Below are 17149 nucleotides of genomic sequence, written 5' to 3'. Positions count from 1 at the left end.
GCGACCGCCCGGCCGCGCGCTCTGCCGGGCGACCGGCCGGGGCGGCGTCAGGCGGCTTCGCGGCTGTCGGTGAGCAGGCCGTCCAGCAGCAGGCGGAGGCCGCCGTCGAGGGCGTCCTTGGCCTGGCGGACCGGGTCGTAGTCCGTCGTGGACGACGACCCGGCCAGTGCCGTCGAGTGCGGGAAGCGCTGCGCGAAGTCGGGTGCCAGCCGGCTGAGCTGAGCGGAGCGCTCGGTCCACCACTGCTGGTCGGAGGTGCCGGTCGCGGCCGCGGCCGCCCGGCCCTCGGCGGCGGTCTGCGCGGCGCCCCGGACGAGGTGGAACAGCGCGCTGACGGCGGGCCGCAGCCGGTCCGGCGGCAGCTCGGCGGCCTGCAGGACGGCCAGCAGCGATTCGAGGACCGCCTGCTCGTGCGGGCCGAGCACCGGCCGGGCGTAGGACACCTGCAGCAGCCACGGGTGGCGCAGGTAGCGGTCCCACAGGCCGTCGGCCCAGCCCCGCACCGCGTTGCGCACTCCGCCGTCGAGCGGGTACCGCTGCGGCCGGCCCGCGTGGGCGTGGTCGTACATCAGGTCGACGAGTTCGCGCTTGCTGGGCACGTAGGTGTACAGCGCCATCGCCGAGGTGCCCAGCCGCTCGCCGACGGCGCGCATGGACAGCCGCTCCATGCCGTCGGCGTCGGCGATCGCGATGGCGGCCTCGACGATCGCGTCGACGGTGAGGCCCTGCTTCGGGCCGGGCGCGGTGCGGCCGCGGGCTGTGTCCGGCCCGGCCGGGGAGTGCGCCCGCCACAGCAGCGCCATGGTCCGCGCAGGGTCGCCCTGGCCGCCGTACAACGTCATGTGACAACTCCGTACATCGTAAGCTAATGTCTTCGCCGGGATCACTTTACGGCATACGGAGATGGTGATGGCGAGCGTACGACTGCACGACGGCAGCACGATCGAGTTCGAGGCGCACGGCGACGGACCCGTCCTGCTGCTGCCGGTGGACCCGACCCCGCTGGAGGGCCCGAAGGCCGAGGCCATGCGCGCCTGGGGCGCCGACCCGGCGCTCGGGCGGTCACTGATCGACGGTCTGCGCGACCGCTTCCGCGTCGTCGCCTTCGACTACGAGGGCCACGTCATGGCACACCCGAAACCCGAGACGCTCACCCCCGCCAACGCCGCCCGCGACCTGCTGGCCGTCGCCGACGCGGCGGGCGCCGACCGGTTCGCCTACTACGGCTACTCCTGGCTCGGGCTGCTCGGCCAGCAGCTCGCCCTGCACACCGGCCGGCTGTCCGCCCTGGTCATGGGCGGCTACCCACCGGTCGGCGGCCCGTACGCGGCGATGCTCGCGGTGACCGAGGCCGCACACGCGGCGTCGCTGGCGGCCGTGCAGAACCCGCCGGCGCCGACCGAGACCGTGCCCGGCGACTGGTCGACCGTCTCGGTCGTCACGACCGTCGACCAGACCCGCCAGTTCGTCACGCTGTACGAGTCGCTGCGCGACTTCGACGACCGCGCCGCCCAGCCGTCACTGACCTGCCCGCGGCTGTGCGTCGTCGGCTCCGCCGACACCATCGAGTACGGCGAGCAGTGGGGCGGCGTCACCGTCGACATCGCCGGACCCGTGCTACGCGAGCGGGCCGCGCTCGAAGCGCTCGGCTGGGACGTCGCCGTCCTCGACGGGCTGGACCACATGCAGGCCATGCAGGCGGCGGCGGCGCTGCCGGTGCTGCGCCCCTGGCTGGAGTCACGGCTGTGACCGGTGCCCGGATCAGCTCGCCTTCGCCCGCCGCGGCCGCCCCGCCAGCAGGCACAGCACCGCGGTCGCCAGATACAGCACGGTGACCGCGAGCCAGCTCTGCCGGTGCTCGGTCAGCTCGCTGGGCAGCATCGGATGCGCCAGCCCGTCCGGCTCCTCGACCACGGTCACCGACTCGCCGATGCGGTAGGCCCGCTCGTCGACGGTGAGCTCGCCGCCGAGCGCCCGACCGGAGTGGGCGGCCATCGCATAGTGGTAGCCGCCCGGCGGCCCACCGCTCTCCCGCAGTGACACGACCTGCGCCTCCACCAGGCCGCCGCGCAGCTGCAGCAGGCTCGGCCCGGTCTCGCGCAACATGATCACGACGAACAGGAAGCCGATCACCGCGGCCACCGCCGTCCACGCCGGACGGAAGCCGGTCACCGCGAACCAGCCCGCGGCCAGGCCAGCGGCGAGGATCAGCCCGACGGCCAGCCCGCGATGCTCGGCGGGCAGCAGCGCGGTGCCCGCGAGCCCCGCCACCAGCGCGGCCACGGTGATGACCAGGAACAGCCGCAGGCCGCGGAGCTGCCGGGGATGCAGCGCGCGGAAGGGGTTTCGCATGGGCTAGAGAGTAAGGCCCGCCGCGGCCGGCCCCGTCCCGGCCGGACGTGCGGTCTTCGACCTGCCGGTACGCGAAGAAGAGGGCCCCCCGCGGACGGGGAGCCCTCTTTCAGCCGGTGGTGCCGGCTCAGACGATGCGCTCGCGGCGGCGGCGTGCCGTCACCAGCAGGACCGCGCCCAGGCCGACCAGCGCGACACCGGCCAGCGCGATGCCGGCCAGCGGCGCGCCGGTGCGCGGCAGGGTGCCGGTCTCCGCCGACGGGGACGCCGAGACCGAAGGCACGTCACTGTGCGACGGGCTGGTCTGCGGGGACTCGCTGACCTGCGGCGACGGCGAGGTGCCGACCTCGGTCGAGGGCGACGTGCTCGGCTCCGGCGAGTTGCTCGGCTCGGGGGACTGCTCGGGCTCCGGGCTCGTCTCCGGGGAGGCCGGCGCCTCCGGCGACGGGCTGGTCTCGGGCTCCGGCGACTCCTCCGGCTGCGGCGTGACGCCGGCCGACGGGCTGGCCTCCGGCGACGCCGAGGCGGTCACCTCGGGCGACGGAGAGATGCTCGCCTCGGGAGACGGCGACAGGCTCGCCGACGGCGACGGCGACGGCGAGGGGAAGACGCTCGGCTCGGGCCTGGGGGAGGCCGACGGGCTCGGCGCGGGCGGCGGGGTGTCCTTGCCGGCGCAGGTGTGCGTCACCACGAGCTTGAGCTTGTCGTTGCCGTTGCCGTTGCCGTTCGTCTTGACGACCAGCTTGGCCTGCGCGGTGACCAGCTCCCAGCCGTGCGGCACGACGACCCACGCCAGGTGCGGGTTCGCGGCGTTGGCGAAGCCGTCCGGGTAGGCGTCGGCGTCGCCGGTGCGGATGAAGGTCTCGACCTCGTCGTCGCCGTCGTAGAACGTCGCCTTCACGCCGACGACCTTGTCGAACTCGTTCGACGGCGAGTTGAAGACCCAGCCGTCCTTGCTGTCGCCGATGTTGCCGACCTCGGTGCAGTCCCGGGTGAAGTCCTCGGCCTCGCTGCCCTGGTGGGACTCCTGCAACACGACGTTGTACGGAGCGTCTGGCTTGTCGTCGGCCAGCGCCGGGATGGCGGCGAAACCGATGGTGCCGGTGGCGAGCACCGCGCCCGCGATGACCGCGATGCGCCCGCGCTTGTTCATTCTTGCTCCGATTCTGGTCAGCAGTGTGCACGGTGATCCTGCCCGGCGGGCGGGTTCCGTAGATCACGTGCGCGGTCCGTCCTGGCGGCCCGTCAGGACGCCATGTCCGACCGTTCGGCCAGCTCAGGTGACATTCGGATCAACCGGTGGTTGACCCGGGCTCGTACTATCCGCGCATGCGGCGGGAGGAGATCGACACCGTACGGGTGCTCTGGCAGGAAATGCCCGGCGAATTCACGGCCACCCTGGCGTTCGGGGTGGGCGCCCGCGACGAAGACGTCGACCAGCTGGGCATCACCCATCTGGTCACCCGGCACCTGCTGTTGAGCCTGCTCGCGGAGCCCGATACGACGGCGGGACTGCTGGAGACGTCGTTCACCCTGTCCGGTGAGCCGACCCGGGTCGGCGAGGACCTCGGCGAACTCGCCGCGCTGGTCGCGGCAGCCGACCTGAGCGGACTCGTGCTGACCGCCCAGCAGCTCGACGCCACCGACCGGGCGACCGACCTCGACCTCGACGTCGACGACGCGGTGCGCGACCCGTGGGCGTCGCTGCTGGCGCGCCGGCTCGGCCCGACCGGCCCCGGCCTGCTGCGCTGGCCCGTCGTCGATCCGCACCGGCTCACCGCCGACGAGGCCCGCGCCCACCTGGCCCGCTGGTTCACCGCGGGCAACGCCGTGCTCACCTGCACCGGCCCGCCTCCGGCCGGGCTGCGCCTGCCGCTGCCGGCCGGACCCCGCGCCGCTCACGTGACGGGACCATCGGGCGGTCCGGCCGGACCGGCCTGGTACGCCGACGAGGTCGTCGCACCCGGCATAGCCGTGACCGCCACCGCAGGCCCGCAGGCGTTTCTGCTGCTGCGGGTGTTCGGCACCCGGGTCGACGCGCTGCTGGAGCGGGCCGGCGTGAAGGCATGGTCCACCGAGTGGTCGACCCCGGTCGGCGGCGACCGGCTCGAACTGGGCCTGAGCCTGCACCTGCGCGGCCGGAACCGGCACCGCGACAGCGCCGTTGCCGCCCGGATCCTGTGGCAGGAGCTGCTGCGGCTGGCCGCCGAGGAGCCCACGCCCACCGAGCTGGCCACCGTCGTCACCCGCTTCACCCGACCCCCGGCCGAGGACCCGCAGCTGCGCGACGGGCTGGAGCGCCTGGGCGTGCTCGCCGCCGCAGAGCACGCCCACGCTCAGGCGCCGCTGGCAGAGGCCGGGCACCAAGAGCTGTTCGACGTCTACGACGAGTTCGGCGACGCCCAGGCGAGCGCCGCGTCCCGGCTCGGTCCAGCAGACGTGCGCGCGGCCGCGGCGTCGTGGCTGCCGTCGGCGCTGCTGGTGGTCCCCGTCGGGGTGGGCGTCGCGCTCGACGGGATGACCCGGGCCGGCTGCCCGGTCGGTTCGTTCACGCCGCAGGGCGAGCTGCTGCGGCCGTCGCTGGCACGGCGGCTGCGCGGGGCCAAGGACGGGCTCGTGCTGGGCGACGACGCCTGCCACCTCGTCGCCGCCGACGGCACGGTGCACAGCTTCCCGATGGGCGACATCATGCTGGTGCAGCGGCGCGGCGAGACGCTGCTCGGCAACATCCGGCACGGCTGCCTGGTCGACGTCAGCGGCTTCACCGGCGTCGACAAGCTGGTCACCCGGGTCCCGCCGCGCCGCCACCGGATCGCCCACGACTGAACGAAACCGCAGGTCAGTGGCGTGCATGAGTTGACACCGCTCGTACGATCATGCCCGTGACCTCGACAAACATCACCTGGCTGCACCGTGCCTCGGTGGTGGTGGCCGCCGTGTGCGCCGCCCTGGCGGTCTGGAGCTGGCTGCCCGGGCGCGGGGGCGGCACGATGATGGACTTCCTGCCGATGTGGCTCGTCGTGCCGGTCATGCTGCCGGGGATGATGGTGTCGTTGCGTCGGGTGAACCCCCGGTCCCGCATGGGCAACCTGGTGGAGACGTGGCACCACATCCACTGGATGCTCGCCGGGGCGCCGCGCTGGGCCACGGCACTGTGGATTCTGACGCTGGCCGGTGCGATCCTCACCCTGCCGCTGGGGGCGCGCGCCATCAGCCATGATCCGCCCGGCCCGGCCCGCGCGTGCAGCATGTTCGCCCTGTACTTCGCCGTCACCGCGGTGCTGACCTATCGAGCTCTGGCCCGGGAGAAGGCCGCCTGAGACGCCCCGCCGCCGTCATACGTCGTGCGGCTCGGGGGCAGCGCGACGGCCCGCTGCGTGGCAGCCTGGCGCGATGACGCCGGACGGGGTGACACCGCGCCGCAGCGGAATGCGGGCCGCGGCAGGTGGTGTGATGTGGTTTCTCGCCGTGCTCTCGGTGGGCACGGCACTGGCGATCGTCCGTGATCCAGGGCTGTGGGTCGTCCTGCTCGATCACGGCAGCACGATCGCCTTCGTGCTGATCTGCCTGTCGGGCGTGCTGCTGGCGGCAGCCGGGCCGGTGTTCGGGGTCCGCTCGGTCCGCGCGCGGGGGTTCGGCTACGCGGCGGCCGCCGTCGTCACGCTGTGCGCCACCGGCACCTGGTACATCGGCGGGGAGCTCGACACGGTGAGCATGCGCGGTGAGCGGGCCCAGACCGTCGCGGTCTCCGCCGACGGCAGGTTCGAGGTGGTCAGCCGAAACATCTTCTCCGGCCGTCCCTACCTGTGGCTGCGGTCGCGAGCGGGTCTGTTCAGCCGGGAGGCGAAGGAGGACCTCGACTGCTCTGCCGAGTACGACGGCGACAGTTACTACGAGCCGGCGGAACGGGTCGAATTCACCGGGCCCGGCCAGGTGACGTTCTGGTTGGGGGACAAGCAGACCGGTTCCGTCGAATTCGACGGCCCGACACTCATCGTCACCGGACGGCAGGGCGGCTGTGCGGGCCCAGGGCCGACGCCCGGGCGGTGAGGACGCCGTGACCTGCGGCGGCCCACGGTGCGTCCACACTGTTCACCGGAGGGTCATCGAGGCGGGTTTACCTCTTCGTGACCGGCCAGTAGGGTCATCCTCCTAACCCCGGGAGGATATCGATGCGTCGCACTATGCGCGCCGCTGTTGTGCTTGCCGTGCTGGCCGGATTCACCGCGGCGTCACCCGCCGCCCTGGCCGCGCCGAGTGACCTGCTCATCTCCGAGTACGTCGAGGGCAGCTCCAACAACAAGGCATTGGAGTTCTACAACGGCACCGGCTCGGCCGTGGACCTGGCCGCCGGGCAGTACGTCGTGCAGTTCTATTTCAACGGCGCCACCACCGCCGGCGGCACCATCGCGCTGACCGGAACGGTCGCCGACGGTGATGTGTTCGTGCTGGCCCACGCCAGCGCCAACGCCGCGATCCTGGCGCAGGCCGACCAGACCAGCTCCGCCAGCTTCTACAACGGCGACGACGCGATCGTGCTGCGCAAGGGCGGCGCGGGCGGGACGATCGTGGACTCGCTCGGCCAGCTCGGCACCGATCCCGGCACCGAGTGGGGCACCGGCCTGAACAGCACCGCCGACAACACGATCCGCCGCGACGCGGCCGTGTCGCTCGGCGACACCGAGCCCGGCGACGCGTTCGATCCGGCGACCGGCTGGGTCGGCTACGCGACCGACACCGTCGACGGTCTCGGCGCGCACAGCACCGGCGGCGGCCCCGTCGACGCCCCCGCAACCCTGACCTGCGGCGGCGCGCTCACCGTGTCCCAGGGGCAGGCGGGCACCCGCGCGGTCACCGCGACCGACGCCGACGACACGATCGTCGACCTCGCCGTCACGAGCATCGTCCCGGCCCCGGCCGCGGGCACCATCACCCGCACCGCGTTCACCCCGGCCGACGCCGCCGGCGGCACCGCGACCGCGACGGTCACCGCCGACGCGGAGCTGCCCTACGGGTCGTACGCCGTGACGATGACCGCGACCGACACCGACGGCACCACCTCGACGTGCGGGTTCAACGTCACCGTCAACCGGGTGCTGACCGTCGGCGAGGTGCAGGGCCCGACGACCGACGCCGAGAACGGCGTGCAGGACCGCTCGCCGCTGGCCCCGGCCACCGGCACGGGCACCAGCAGCGCGCTGTACGACGTGCGCGGCGTGATCACCCAGCGCACCCTGGCCCGCACCTCGGCCGGCGCCGCGCAGTACGGCTTCTACCTGCAGTCGCGCACCGGCGCCACCGACGGCGACCCGGCCAGCTCCGACGGCGTCTTCGTGTTCATGGGCGGGTTCACGTCGCTGATCGGCGGCTACACGCCGACCGTCGGCGACGAGGTCGTGCTGCGGGCGCGGGTGTCGGAGTACTTCTTCATGACCCAGCTGTCCTCGGCGTCGCTGGTCCGCGTGATCGAGTCCGGGGTCACCGACACCGCCGTCACCGACGCCACGCCCCCGCAGGACCTCGCCGCGGCGAACCGGTTCTGGGAGCGCCACGAGGGCGAGCAGCTGCGCGTGCGCGCGGGCAGTGTCGCGGCCAGCGGCCGGGACGTGTTCGCCTCGACCGCCGACTCCGAGGTGTACGTCCTCGACGTCGACGACCCGCTGCTGGACCGCACCGACCCGCTGACCCGGCGGGTGTACCGCGACGCGCACCCGATGGACAACGACACGACGCACGTCTTCGACGACGGCAACGGCACCCGGATCATGCTGGGCACCACCGGTGTGAAGTGGACCGCACAGGACATGGCGGCGCTGCTGCCCCCGGCGCACACGTTCGACGTGCTGGCCGCGGACGCGGTCGGCGGTCTGAACTTCTCCTTCGACAAGTACGGCATCCAGGTTGCCTCCGCCGACTTCGGCGCGGGCGCGGACCCGTCGGCCAACAACGCGCCGCAGCCGATCAACCGCGACCGTGAGCTGGCCGTGGCGACGTACAACGTGGAGAACCTGTACGACTTCCGCGACGACCCGTTCGACGGCTGCGACTACCTGGGCAACACCGGCTGCCCGGGGGTCTCGCCGCCGTTCGACTACGTGCCGCTCAACGAGGCCGACTACCAGGCGCACCTGGGCGCGCTGGCGTCGCAGATCGCGACCGACCTGCACGGCCCCGACCTGCTGCTCGTGCAGGAGGCCGAGGACCAGGACATCTGCACCGTCACCGGCGGCGCGCTGGTCTGCGGCGACGTGAACAACGCCGACGGCAAGCCGGACACGCTGCAGGAACTGGCTCTCGCCGTCGCGGCGGCGGGCGGCCCGGCCTACGACGCGGCGTACGACCGTGACGGCGCGGACGCCCGCGGCATCGTCGCCGGGTTCCTGTACCGCACGGACCGGCTCACCCTGGCAGCTCCGTCGGCGGTGCTGACGGCTACGCCGGGCGTGGAGTTCCGGTCGGCGGCGCTGGGTTACAACGCCGACGTGCAGAACCCGAAGTCGCTCAACGCGGTGCTGCCGGACGATGTCGACCGGTCCACCGGCGTGGACGGGTCGAACGTGTTCACCCGCGCCCCGCAGGTGGCCCGGTTCACCGTCGCGGCGCAGCCGGGCAGCGCGGACACGTACGAGCTGTGGGCGGTGTCGAACCACTACTCGTCGACCCCGCAGGCGCGGGTCGGGCAGCGTACCGAGCAGGCCCGTTACGGCGCGGCGATCGTCGCCGCGATCGAGGCGGCGTCCCCGCACGCCCGGGTGGTGTACGGCGGCGACCTGAACGTGTTCCCGCGTCCGGACGACCCGATCGCCATGTCCGACAGCGACACCCCGTCCGACCAGCTCAAGCCGCTGTACGACCTGGGTCTGCACAACCTGTGGGCCGACCTGGCCGCGCAGGTCCCCGGCAGCGCCTACTCGTACGTGTTCCAGGGCCAGGCGCAGACGCTGGACCACCTGTTCGTCAACGACGAGCTCTACGGTGACCTGGTCAAGATCCGGGCGGCGCACATCAACGCCGACTGGGCCGCCGACCACGACGGCGACGGCGCTCGCGGGGCCAGCGACCACGACCCGCAGGTGGCCGTGTTCCGCACCCGCGCGTCGCTGCGGGTCTCGGACGCGACCGCGGTCGAGGGACAGCCGCTGGCGTTCACGGTGACGCTGTCGCGGCCGCTGTCCCAGGATCTGAGCGTGTGTGCCGCGACGGTGCCCGACACTGCCAGAATTCCGCAGGACTTCACGGCCTACCTGGGTTGCCGGACCATCCCGGCTGGTCAGGTGTCGGTCGTGTTCCCGGTCGAGACCAGGACGGACAACAAGTCCGAGCCGGCCGAGCGGCTGTGGCTGGGCGTCGTGGCCGATCCGCGGGTCGTCGATCTGGCCGACATCACCGGCCAGGGCACGATCACAGGCTAGCGGTGGGGCACGTGGGGCCGGGTGCGCGCGAGCGCCCCGGCCCCACGTCGTATCCGCGGGTCGGACAGAACCGGTCGCACGCCCTACGATCGCGCCCATGCGCAAGCTGATCGCGGGTTCGCTGGCCGGCTCCGGACTTTTCCTGCTCGTGGTGGTCGACACGCTGCTGCCGGGCGGGCCGCACATCCCCACGGGCCTGGTGATCCTGCCGTTCGCCTTGGTATTCGTGTGCTTTCTCGGGGTGATGAACGAGTTGACCGGCAGCTACTTCGGCCGGCTCCCGATGGCCAAGGTCTGGCCGCTGCTGCGGGTGCTGCCCCCGGCGGTCAAGGTCGCCGGAGCCCTGCTGCTGGTCGGGGCGCTGGTGAACTTCTTCGTGTCGAGCACGGGAGTGATGGACGAGGGGGATTTCCAGCGTTCGTTCGCCGGCAACGGACTGTGGATCAGCGCAGGCGCGGCGATGCTGGGGTACGGCCTGCTGCGCCGCGACCGGATGCCTGCCGATGCGAGGCCGGCCGAGTCCGCGGTGGCGTCGCGGTGGTGGACGGTCGGTTCGTACGTGTTCGGCGCGGCCCTGCTCGCGTCCTGGGTGGTGTTCCCGCACGTGTTCGACCAGCGCGCGGTTCATGAAGACCTGCGGGCGCGCTTCGGATCCAGCGGCTGGGCGCCGCACCTGGTCGCGGCGGACCACTCGCACGGCTCCTTCCGCGTCTACCTGGACAGCGACGACCCGGCGGTGCGGACCGAGGCCTGCGCCTCGCTCCGGCAGTACGCCGCCGACCTGTACTTCTTCGACGGCTGGCACAAGCCGAGCCGGCTGCCCGCCTGCTGACGACGGGCGACGCCCGGGCCCGGCCGCGATCCGGAGCCGGGCGTCGGCGCATCCGTCAGCGGAGTCCGGCGAGCGCGGCCTCCGCGTTCTCCCGGGTCACGCCGCAGCTGTGCAGCAGGTCGACGGTGTCGCCCTCGGCCAGGTCGAGGATGCCGAGCAGCAGGTGCTCGGTGCCGATGTGCTCGTCGCCGAGGCGCAGGGCCTCGCGGTGGGTCAGTTCGAGGGCCTTCTTGCCCTGGGGCGCGAACGGCACGGGCCCGGTGCCGGGCGTGCCGGTGGCGGGGAAGCGCTCGGCCAGCGCGGCGCTGACCGCCGCGACGGTGCCGGTGGCTTCGACGGCGCGGGTGCCGGGGCTGTCGGGGTTGCCGAGCATGGCCGACAGCAGGTGCTGCGGCCCGATGTGGTCGTGGCCGGCGGCGATGGCCGCCTGCTGGGCGAGCACCAGGGTCTGGCGGGCGGCGTCGTCGTAGCGGGCGAAGGTCTTCAGATCCGATTCCGAGGCTTCGGACTCCTTCGGCACGAAGCGTTTCTGGGCGGCCTGCTTGGTGACACCCATGCTCTGGCCGATGTCGGTCCAGGACGCGCCGGAGTGCCGGGCGCGGTCGACGAAGTGGCCGATGAGGTGGTCGGCGAGTTCGCCGAGGTGCTGGCCCAGCACGACGGCGTCGCTGAGCTGCTGCAGCGTGTCGCCGTCGGGGTGGCGCTTCTTGATGACGTCGATGAGGTCGTCGAGTCGAGGTGTCTCAGCCATGCCGTCAACCTTAGGTTGACGTTGGCCGGATCGTCAACCTTGGGTTGACGTAAGCCGTTCGGCTGATCTTGTGGTGGGTGGACGACCGTCATACGGTTTGACATCCGCGCCGCCCGATTGGGAGATTCGATGACCGTCCCCGCCCGCCGGCCGATGGCTCCTGCCCTGCTCTACACGCTCATCGGCGTCGCGGCGCTGCTGGTGGTGCTCACGGGCGCGGCCGGCGGATACGTCGTGTGGGCCGTGACCAAAGCCGGGAGCCCCGCCCCGGCCGCGGCGGCCGTCGCCGCGGCTGACGCGTCGCCGAGCCCGACCGGAGGCCTCTCGCCCAGCCCGACCCCGAGCGTCACGCCGAGCCCGACCGCCGAGCCCTCACCGAGTCCGACCAAGACGCCCGCAGCCAAGCCGAGCACCAAGACCAGCCCCAAGCCCACCGCGAAGGTGAAAGCCCTCTCGCTGCAGGCCGACATCAGCGGCTCGAAATTCACCGCCACGATCACCGCGACCGTCACCGGCACGGGGCCGGTCCGCATCATGGTCACCTTCGTCTACCCGAAGGGCGGTGTCGCCTCTGGCGAGATCGTCCGCTACCTCACCGTCAACGGCACCGGTGGCACGTCCGTGAAGACCGCCTCGACCAGCGTCGCCCTCACGACGGTCTGCGCGCACCCGGACACCCCGCTCGGCCGGGGCATCAGCGCCAGCGTCCAGGTCCCGCCGTATGGCGACTTCCACCACACCGAGGTGCAATTCTGCCCGTGACCGGCCCCGTCGGCCGCTGACCCGACCGGGAGCGGACACGCCCTTCAACTCGGGCATCCGGTGGCCGGTGTGCGCGATGCTTGGCGTTGCCTCGTCCCGGGTAGGGCAGGGCCGACGACCGAAGGATGGGTGCGATGCCAGAGATGCGCGTGTCGCTCGACAGCGACGACCTCAACGCGGTGGAGCGCAAGCTCCAGGTGCCCCTGGAGGCGCAGCTGACCTCCGCGCTGGAACAGGCCGCCAACCGCGTCGCCGACCAGTACGACGGCCAGGGCGAGGACGAGGTCACGGACTGGATCCTCCGCGAGACCCGCGGGGGCCTGCACCCCGACATCGCCGAAGGCTTCCAGCCCGACGAGGCGAAACTGCGCGAGGTGGCACGGGCCGTGATGCGCGGGGAGCGCTTCGTCTGAGACCACCGCGCTCGACGGACGTGTTCGGGCGGGGCACCGACGGTCGCAGCACGCCACGGCCGAGGACCAGGTCCCGGGCCGGCAGGCGGCAGCGCCGCGGTGCCGGCCCGAGACCAGGGACTATCCTCTGCGGTCGGTCCGCCGCCAGCGCAGCGGGCCCGGGTGCAGCGTCCAGAGCAGCCGCCGCCACCAGGAGCGGCGTGCCTTCAGCTCGTCGATGTACGCCACCGCGCGGCTGCGCGCCGCCTCGGCCTCGACGTCACCGGCCGTGCCCGGCCCGAACACCGTCTGGTTGACCGCCTCTGCCAGCTCGTCCAGCGTCGGGGCGGCCAGCCGCACCTCGTGCTTGCCGCGTACCGGCGCGGCGGCCTCGGCCGCGTGCGCGGCGACCTCGGCGGCGCTCAGGTGCTCCGGGGCGCGCCGCCCGGCCAGCCGCAGCGCGTCGCCGACCTCCAGCCACGCGCCCTCGATGCGGGAGTCGGGGCTGCCCTCGTCGAGCCTGCGCCGCCGCAGCGCACCCCGGGCGGCGAGCACGAACACCACGAACCCGGCCAGCAGCAGCACCAGGAACCCGCCGCCGCCCGCCCCGGCGACCAGGGCCACGTTCACGCCGCCCGCGGCCGGGCCGCTCGCCGAGGGGGCGGTGCTGGGCGCGTCGGCGGTCGGTTCCAGCGTCGGGATGGGCTCGTCGGACGGCGGCGGCTGCGAGGTCTCCGGCTGCGGCTTGAACTCGTCTTCGAGGGGTTTGGTCTCGGCGTTCGGCTCGGGCAGCGGGTGGAACGGCACCCAGCCCAGGTCGGTGAAGTAGATCTCCGGCCAGGCCATGGCGTCGCCCGCAGTGACCGGGTGGTTGCCGGCACGGGCGGTGAAGCCGACGACGACGCGGCTGGGCAGGTTCAGCAGCCGGGCCAGCACCGCGAACGACGCCGCGAACTGCTCCGAGGTGCCCTTGCCGGCGCCGGTGCCGGGCGGTCCGAACAGGAAGAAGTTCAGGTTCGGGTACGCGTGCCCGCTGGGCGCCTGCGGGTCGAGCTTGTAGTGCTCGGACAGGAACTGCTCGATCGCCAGCGCCCGCTGGTACGGGGCGCCGTTGTCCGCGCCGAGCTGCTGCGCGAGCCGGCTGATGTTGTCCGGGACGTTCGGGCCGAGTGTGATGTAGCGGGTCATGCCCGCGGGCACGTCGGCGACGGGCAGCAGGTTGACGTCGGGTTCGCTGTGCAGCGACGTGACGGTGTACGTCATGCCCGCGCTGAGCCCTTCCGGGCGCAGCATGGTGCCGGTGGACTGGTCGTAGGCCATGCGTACGCCGTCGACGTGGCTGGGGGTGGCGGCGGCGGGCAGCAGCTTGCCGGTAAGCCCGGCGATGGTGATGCGCTGCTCGACGGGCTTGCCGGCGACCTCGCCGGGTGGCCGGGGCAGGCTGCGTCCGGCCGGGCGGTAGGTCGCCCCGACCCGCCACGTGACGCCGTCGTAGTCGGACAGCACCGCCAGCCGGATCCGGGTGTCGGCGGCGACGTCGGCGTCGAGCAGCTTCTCCTGCGGCTGCAGCGCCCAGCCGGACAGCCTGATCAGCGGGTTCTCGTCGAGGGCGTCGAGGTCCGGCGGGTCGATGAGGCTGCGCGGGTCGAACGGGGCTGCGGTGACCTGCGACGCCACCGGCGGCGCCGCGCCCGCGACCAGGGCCAGGATCAGCGCGAACCCGGTGCCGCCGGCGAGCGCGGCCCGCAGCCGCAGCGCCCTGCGGGTGGCGGGGTCGAGGCCGGTGTCGGGGGTGCGGACCCGGCCGGTGAACGCCAGCGCCGCGATCGCCAGGGCCGCGAAAGCCAGAGCCGACCAGGGGGTACGCGGCGCGGCCGGCCCGACCAGCCACAGCGCGCCGGCGAACAGCAGCACCGGCGGGGTCAGCCCGACCAGGGTGCGCCGGGCGCGGGCGGTCAGTTCCATCGCCATGAGCCCGGCCAGCCACGTCGCCACGATCGGCACCGCGACGGTGTCGGGCTGCGGCTCGACCGGCACCAGCACGGCCAGCAGCCGGGGGATGCCGTCGCGCAGCGCCTCGGTGGCGATCGTCGCCAGGTCCCCGCTGATGCCGGCGCGCTGCGCCGACAGGTTCAGCGCGAACGCCAGGTAGCCGGCCAGGCCCAGCATCGACAGCGGGGCGACCGACCAGGCGCGCAGCCGGGTCAGGGCCAGGCTGATCGCCACCGACCCGGCGGCCGCGCCCGCGACGAGCACGGTGAACAGGGTGCCGTTGTAGATGCGGTCGGCGACCAGACCGGACAGTGCCAGCATCGCCGTGATCAGCGCGGGTGGCAGGAGGATGCGCAGGCCGCGGGCTACCATCGGGTGACTCCGTCCCATACCGCGGCGAAGTCCTCGCCGTCCTCGGCGCGCAGCAGCAGCACCCCGGCCGGCTGCGGCTCCTCGGCGAGCCGGGGCCCGAGCACGCCGACGGCGACCGACGGGAACGGGCCCCGCAGGCCCGACACCAGGGCGAGGTCGGCCAGCCCGGCGGTGCCGGTGAGGTAGATCAGGGTGTCGCCGGGGCGGTGCTGGCGCAGCCGGCTGGTCGCGGTGACCAGCAGTTCTTCGTCGCCGGTCGCCGGTTCGGCCTCGGCGAGCAGGTCCAGCAGTCCCCGGGCCGCGCCGCGGATCCGGCCGCCGCCCGCGGCGGGGCCGCTGACCAGGTGCAGAGTCACCGGCAGGTCTTCGCGGGTCGCGGCGGACACGATCGACGCGGCGGCCTCGCAGGCGCTCTCGAACGACGTCGACCCGGCGGCGTCCAGGTCGGCCCAGGATCCGGCCCGGTCGTCGAGCAACACGACCAGCTGCGGCAGGCTGGTGTCCAGGTGCTCGCGGACCATCAGCTCGCCGACCTTGGCACTGGTGCGCCAGTGCACGTGGCGCAGTTCGTCGCCGATGACGTACTCGCGCAGGGTGTCGAAGGTGATCGCGCCGTGCGGGACCCGGTCGAGGCGGCCGTCGAGGCTGCGGGAGATGCCCGCGGGCACGGCCTGGATCAGGTGGCTCTTCGGGTACACCCAGATCCGGGCGGTGTCGCCGTGGCTGCGGGACACCGACACCAGGCCGAGCGGGTCGCGGCGGGTCACCTGCAGCGGGCCGACGTCGACGACGCCGCGGCGGTCGGTGGGCACCGGGTAGGACACGTCGGTGTCGTGGCCCGGGCGCAGCCGCAGCAGCGGCACCGGCACCGTCGCGCCGTGCTGCCCGGGGCGGCCACACCTGTCGTGGGCGACGAGCGTGGCCGCGCCGAAGCGGCCGGTGTTGCGTACGGTCAGCGTCACGGTGCTGCCCTCGCCGCGCGCGACCCGGTCGGGGTCGACGGACCGGGTCACCGACAGCCGCGGCCGTAGCGCCGCGTGCGCGAACGCGTGCAGTTGCGCGATGACGGCGGTCGCGCCGAGCACCGCCAGTTCCGGGTAGCCGTAGGTGAAACCGGTGGCCAGCAGCGCGACGCCGCCGACGGTCAGGCCCGCCCCCCGCAGCGTGACGATCATCCGGCGTGCCGTGCCGCGGGACCGGGACCCGGCTCGCCGGCCGGGGACTCCTGGCCGGGCAGCGGCACCGGGACCGCCTCGACCGCGTCGCGCAGCACCTCGGTCGCGGTGACCCCACGCAGCTGCGCGTCGGGGGTCAGCAGCACCCGGTGCGCGAACACCGGCTCGATCAGCACCTTCAGGTCCTCGGGCAGCACGTAGCCGCGGCCCTCGGTCAGCGCGTACGCGCTGGCGGCGCGGGTCAGCGCGATCACGCCGCGGGGGCTGACGCCGACGCGCACGTGCTTGTGCTCGCGGGTCGCCGCGGCCAGCCGCACCGCGTACGCGTACAGCGGGTCGGCGATGTGCACCCGGTGCGCCAGCGCGACGGCCTCGCCGATCGTCTTGGTGTCGGTGACCGGGGTGATCGCGTCGGGGGAGCGCAGCGTGGCCCCGCGCAGCACCTCGATCTCGACGGCCTCGTCGGGGTAGCCGACCGACAGCTTCATCAGGAACCGGTCCAGCTGCGCCTCCGGCAGCCGGTACGTGCCGTCCATCTCGACCGGGTTCTGCGTGGCGACGACCATGAACGGGCGCGGCACCGCGTGGCGTACGCCGTCGACGGTGACGTAGCGCTCCTCCATGACCTCCAGCAGCGCCGACTGCGTCTTGGGCGAGGCCCGGTTGATCTCGTCGGCGATGACGATGTTCGCGAAGATCGGCCCCGGGTGGAACTCGAAGCCGCGGCTGGCCTGGTTGAAGATGGTCACGCCGCTGACGTCGGAAGGCAGCAGGTCCGGCGTGAACTGGATGCGCCGCCACGCGCCCTGCACCGACGCCGCGATGGCCCGCGCCAGGGTCGTCTTACCGGTGCCGGGCACGTCCTCCAGCAGCACGTGGCCCTGGGCGAACATGGCGACCAGCCCGAGCCGGACCACCTCCGGCTTGCCGAGCACCACGGTCGAGATCGCGCCGGCCAGCTTCCCGGTCAGGTCGGCGAACGCGCGGACCTGGGCGGCGGACAGCGGTGGAAGGGGCTGGTTCATGGCGAGGGTATGTCCTTTGTGCTCGAAAGAGGGGCGGAGACGGAGAATCCCCGGCACGGGCCGTGACGGCTCGTGCCGGGGAAG

15 protein-coding genes are annotated in these 17149 nt (G+C 73.2%); 8 read left to right on the top strand and 7 right to left on the bottom strand.

Features of this window, described 5'->3' with window-relative positions:
* Positions 1–47 precede the first annotated feature (47 nt).
* On the bottom strand, positions 48–842 hold the full coding sequence (locus Cco03nite_RS18205; RefSeq protein ID WP_203693320.1) for a TetR/AcrR family transcriptional regulator: 795 nt from the start codon (positions 840–842) through the stop codon (positions 48–50).
* Between the two features lie 67 nt (positions 843–909).
* On the opposite strand from Cco03nite_RS18205, the gene Cco03nite_RS18200 reads away from it, so the two are divergent.
* Positions 910–1749 carry an alpha/beta fold hydrolase gene (locus tag Cco03nite_RS18200; protein ID WP_203693319.1) on the top strand — a complete coding sequence of 280 codons (840 nt, stop codon included), beginning with the start codon at positions 910–912 and terminating at the stop codon, positions 1747–1749.
* 12 nt (positions 1750–1761) lie between these two features.
* Here Cco03nite_RS18200 and Cco03nite_RS18195 read toward each other — a convergent pair whose 3' ends face one another.
* Together Cco03nite_RS18195 and Cco03nite_RS18190 are read right to left on the bottom strand one after the other, a co-directional pair.
* Positions 1762–2352: a hypothetical protein gene (locus Cco03nite_RS18195; protein ID WP_203693318.1), complete on the bottom strand. Its 591-nt coding sequence runs from the start codon at positions 2350–2352 to the stop codon at positions 1762–1764.
* A gap of 127 nt (positions 2353–2479) precedes the next feature.
* Positions 2480–3505, bottom strand: coding sequence for an LPXTG cell wall anchor domain-containing protein (locus Cco03nite_RS18190; protein WP_203693317.1), 1026 nt, complete (start codon positions 3503–3505; stop codon positions 2480–2482).
* A gap of 176 nt (positions 3506–3681) precedes the next feature.
* On the opposite strand from Cco03nite_RS18190, the gene Cco03nite_RS18185 reads away from it, so the two are divergent.
* The 5 genes from Cco03nite_RS18185 to Cco03nite_RS18165 all read left to right on the top strand — a co-directional run bounded on the left by Cco03nite_RS18185 (position 3682) and on the right by Cco03nite_RS18165 (position 10596).
* Positions 3682–5178: a hypothetical protein gene (locus Cco03nite_RS18185; RefSeq protein WP_203693316.1), complete on the top strand. Its 1497-nt coding sequence runs from the start codon at positions 3682–3684 to the stop codon at positions 5176–5178.
* Between the two features lie 56 nt (positions 5179–5234).
* Complete coding sequence (locus Cco03nite_RS18180) at positions 5235–5672, top strand: hypothetical protein (protein ID WP_203693315.1); 438 nt, start codon at positions 5235–5237, stop codon at positions 5670–5672.
* 133 nt (positions 5673–5805) lie between these two features.
* On the top strand, positions 5806–6402 hold the full coding sequence (locus Cco03nite_RS18175) for a hypothetical protein (RefSeq protein WP_203693314.1): 597 nt from the start codon (positions 5806–5808) through the stop codon (positions 6400–6402).
* A gap of 134 nt (positions 6403–6536) precedes the next feature.
* Positions 6537–9764 carry a lamin tail domain-containing protein gene (locus Cco03nite_RS18170; RefSeq protein ID WP_239167478.1) on the top strand — a complete coding sequence of 1076 codons (3228 nt, stop codon included), beginning with the start codon at positions 6537–6539 and terminating at the stop codon, positions 9762–9764.
* A gap of 97 nt (positions 9765–9861) precedes the next feature.
* Positions 9862–10596 (top strand): hypothetical protein, encoded by a 735-nt coding sequence (locus Cco03nite_RS18165; RefSeq protein WP_203693312.1) that lies wholly within the window; start codon positions 9862–9864, stop codon positions 10594–10596.
* 55 nt (positions 10597–10651) lie between these two features.
* On the opposite strand, the gene Cco03nite_RS18160 is transcribed toward Cco03nite_RS18165, so the two are convergent.
* Positions 10652–11347 carry a Clp protease N-terminal domain-containing protein gene (locus Cco03nite_RS18160; RefSeq protein ID WP_203693311.1) on the bottom strand — a complete coding sequence of 232 codons (696 nt, stop codon included), beginning with the start codon at positions 11345–11347 and terminating at the stop codon, positions 10652–10654.
* Positions 11348–11476: 129 nt separating this feature from the next.
* Between Cco03nite_RS18160 and Cco03nite_RS18155 the strand changes: the two genes are divergently transcribed.
* Together Cco03nite_RS18155 and Cco03nite_RS18150 are read left to right on the top strand one after the other, a co-directional pair.
* Positions 11477–12109 carry an RAD23 family protein gene (locus Cco03nite_RS18155; RefSeq protein ID WP_203693310.1) on the top strand — a complete coding sequence of 211 codons (633 nt, stop codon included), beginning with the start codon at positions 11477–11479 and terminating at the stop codon, positions 12107–12109.
* 134 nt (positions 12110–12243) lie between these two features.
* Positions 12244–12522 (top strand): hypothetical protein, encoded by a 279-nt coding sequence (locus Cco03nite_RS18150; protein ID WP_203693309.1) that lies wholly within the window; start codon positions 12244–12246, stop codon positions 12520–12522.
* A 120-nt stretch (positions 12523–12642) separates the two neighbouring features.
* Here Cco03nite_RS18150 and Cco03nite_RS18145 read toward each other — a convergent pair whose 3' ends face one another.
* The 3 genes from Cco03nite_RS18145 to Cco03nite_RS18135 are packed head-to-tail and all read right to left on the bottom strand — an operon-like array spanning position 12643 to position 17065.
* Positions 12643–14865 (bottom strand): transglutaminase TgpA family protein, encoded by a 2223-nt coding sequence (locus tag Cco03nite_RS18145; protein ID WP_239167467.1) that lies wholly within the window; start codon positions 14863–14865, stop codon positions 12643–12645.
* On the bottom strand, positions 14859–16040 hold the full coding sequence (locus Cco03nite_RS18140; RefSeq protein ID WP_203693307.1) for a DUF58 domain-containing protein: 1182 nt from the start codon (positions 16038–16040) through the stop codon (positions 14859–14861). Before Cco03nite_RS18140 ends, Cco03nite_RS18145 begins: the two co-directional genes overlap by 7 nt.
* Positions 16037–17065, bottom strand: coding sequence for an AAA family ATPase (locus Cco03nite_RS18135; protein WP_203693306.1), 1029 nt, complete (start codon positions 17063–17065; stop codon positions 16037–16039). The genes Cco03nite_RS18140 and Cco03nite_RS18135 overlap by 4 nt, the downstream gene beginning before the upstream one ends.
* Positions 17066–17149: the final 84 nt, after the last annotated feature.

The organism is Catellatospora coxensis (assembly GCF_016862635.1).
In the GTDB taxonomy this organism is placed as follows: domain Bacteria; phylum Actinomycetota; class Actinomycetes; order Mycobacteriales; family Micromonosporaceae; genus Catellatospora; species Catellatospora coxensis.
Note: the sequence above shows the minus strand (reverse complement) of the source record. Positions and strands in the feature narration are given on the sequence as shown.

What these genes read in the sequence shown, in the direction of transcription:
- Cco03nite_RS18205 (WP_203693320.1), bottom strand. Translation starts at nt 842, where the DNA reads ATGACGTTGTACGGCGGCCAGGGCGACCCTGCGCGGACCATGGCGCTG.
- Cco03nite_RS18200 (WP_203693319.1), top strand. Translation starts at nt 910, where the DNA reads ATGGCGAGCGTACGACTGCACGACGGCAGCACGATCGAGTTCGAGGCG.
- Cco03nite_RS18195 (WP_203693318.1), bottom strand. Translation starts at nt 2,352, where the DNA reads ATGCGAAACCCCTTCCGCGCGCTGCATCCCCGGCAGCTCCGCGGCCTG.
- Cco03nite_RS18190 (WP_203693317.1), bottom strand. Translation starts at nt 3,505, where the DNA reads ATGAACAAGCGCGGGCGCATCGCGGTCATCGCGGGCGCGGTGCTCGCC.
- Cco03nite_RS18185 (WP_203693316.1), top strand. Translation starts at nt 3,682, where the DNA reads ATGCGGCGGGAGGAGATCGACACCGTACGGGTGCTCTGGCAGGAAATG.
- Cco03nite_RS18175 (WP_203693314.1), top strand. Translation starts at nt 5,806, where the DNA reads ATGTGGTTTCTCGCCGTGCTCTCGGTGGGCACGGCACTGGCGATCGTC.
- Cco03nite_RS18170 (WP_239167478.1), top strand. Translation starts at nt 6,537, where the DNA reads ATGCGCGCCGCTGTTGTGCTTGCCGTGCTGGCCGGATTCACCGCGGCG.
- Cco03nite_RS18165 (WP_203693312.1), top strand. Translation starts at nt 9,862, where the DNA reads ATGCGCAAGCTGATCGCGGGTTCGCTGGCCGGCTCCGGACTTTTCCTG.
- Cco03nite_RS18160 (WP_203693311.1), bottom strand. Translation starts at nt 11,347, where the DNA reads ATGGCTGAGACACCTCGACTCGACGACCTCATCGACGTCATCAAGAAG.
- Cco03nite_RS18155 (WP_203693310.1), top strand. Translation starts at nt 11,477, where the DNA reads ATGACCGTCCCCGCCCGCCGGCCGATGGCTCCTGCCCTGCTCTACACG.
- Cco03nite_RS18150 (WP_203693309.1), top strand. Translation starts at nt 12,244, where the DNA reads ATGCCAGAGATGCGCGTGTCGCTCGACAGCGACGACCTCAACGCGGTG.
- Cco03nite_RS18145 (WP_239167467.1), bottom strand. Translation starts at nt 14,865, where the DNA reads ATGGTAGCCCGCGGCCTGCGCATCCTCCTGCCACCCGCGCTGATCACG.
- Cco03nite_RS18140 (WP_203693307.1), bottom strand. Translation starts at nt 16,040, where the DNA reads ATGATCGTCACGCTGCGGGGGGCGGGCCTGACCGTCGGCGGCGTCGCG.
- Cco03nite_RS18135 (WP_203693306.1), bottom strand. Translation starts at nt 17,065, where the DNA reads ATGAACCAGCCCCTTCCACCGCTGTCCGCCGCCCAGGTCCGCGCGTTC.